The 1,478-nt window shown below is 35.3% G+C and carries 2 protein-coding genes; both read right to left on the bottom strand.

The annotated features are described in order from the left end of the window. Positions 1-343: 343 nt before the first annotated feature. Positions 344-829, bottom strand: a complete 486-nt coding sequence (locus H5975_RS08060) for a ComE operon protein 2 (protein ID WP_204785608.1) — start codon at positions 827-829, stop codon at positions 344-346. 55 nt (positions 830-884) lie between these two features. Continuing rightward, complete coding sequence (locus H5975_RS08055; protein ID WP_428832691.1) at positions 885-1,460, bottom strand: helix-hairpin-helix domain-containing protein; 576 nt, start codon at positions 1,458-1,460, stop codon at positions 885-887. Positions 1,461-1,478: the final 18 nt, after the last annotated feature.

Genomic DNA, 1,478 nt, shown 5'->3' with positions numbered 1-1,478 from the left:
ACAGTAATATTACATAGATATTTTTCGCCATTATTTGTTTTAGCAACCGTGGTAACTAAGTTGCCGTTAATTTTAACCATATCAGGTTGTACTATCAGTGTTTGAATGACATTACGTTCCTGGGTAACGGTTTGACGATGCCCATTATAGATAATCCACGAACATCTGAAAATCATGGCAACCACGCTAATTAACACCAATAATGAGGTTTTGCTACTGTGTAACCACCAAATTCTTAATAATACTAACAACAATAAAGGAGTGATTAACCAACCATTATAGAATAAACATGGCAGCAACTAGAGAACTAGCAACTGCACAGAAAAATAATGATATGTAATTATTATTTTTTATCTGGATGAATATATTGATCCAGATCTACCTCTTCTAAAATATTAGGATCTAACTTAATTTGCTTTAGTTTGACGTTCTTTAGGTGTATTAACTTCATTGCATATTCATCATTATGGTAGTTTCGTAAATAATTGATTTGCTTAATTCCTGCTTGTAACAAGCTTTTTGTGCATTGTAAGCATGGAAAATCTGTTACATACAAAACCGCACCATCCGTTGGTGTCCCAAATTTTGCACACTGCAACAGTGCGTTCATTTCAGCGTGAATAGTTCGAACACAATGTCCGTCTCGCATATAGCAACCAACATCAATGCAATGATCATCACCGGCTACGGAACCATTATAACCACTACCAATAATTCGTTTATCACGAACTAGCACAGCTCCTACAGATAAGCGCTGACAAGTTCCGCGCGAAGCAACCAACCCTGCTTCAACCATAAAGTATTGATCCCAGTCAATTCTTTTTTTCATGCCCAATCCCCCTTTTTTGTTGTTAAGTATAGCAAATTATTCTGTATTCATCAGATTAAACTGAAATTTGATCCTTTAATTTAGCAACTGTTTTATCTCCAAAACCATTAATATTTTTTAGGTCATCTGCCGATTTAAACCCGCCATGTTGTGAACGATACTCGATAATTTTATCAGCCTTTTTATCTCCAATGCCGTCGATTTTCGTCAAATCATCCTTAGTAGCATTATTTAAATTGATTTTATCCTTGCTGTTTTGCAGTGGCATGTCATTAGAAGTTCCTTGTAATAACTGTTCACCGACTTTAGGAATCTTAACTACCTGTTGATCTGCTAATTCTTTAGCCAAATTGACCTGATTTAAATCGGCATCGTTATTACTCCCACCTGCCGCAAAAATTGCTTCTTCTACTCTTGATCCACGCATTAAATGATATACTCCAGGACGATTCACAGCTCCTTTAATATCAACACATATTTTCTGACCAGCAGAAGGCTTAGAACTATTTCTAGACTGCCCTTTACTTATTTGTTGATTATTTATTAATGACTTTTGTGAATCCCAGTGATATCCACACTTAGAGTAACAAAAAGTCCCACCAAGTATAATTAATATCACAATTGGTATTATTAGTCGCCAGTATAATGT

Origin of the sequence: Limosilactobacillus coleohominis (genome assembly GCF_016901675.1) — a bacterium.
GTDB classification, from domain to species: Bacteria; Bacillota; Bacilli; order Lactobacillales; family Lactobacillaceae; genus Limosilactobacillus; species Limosilactobacillus intestinavium.
Note: the sequence above shows the minus strand (reverse complement) of the source record. Positions and strands in the feature narration are given on the sequence as shown.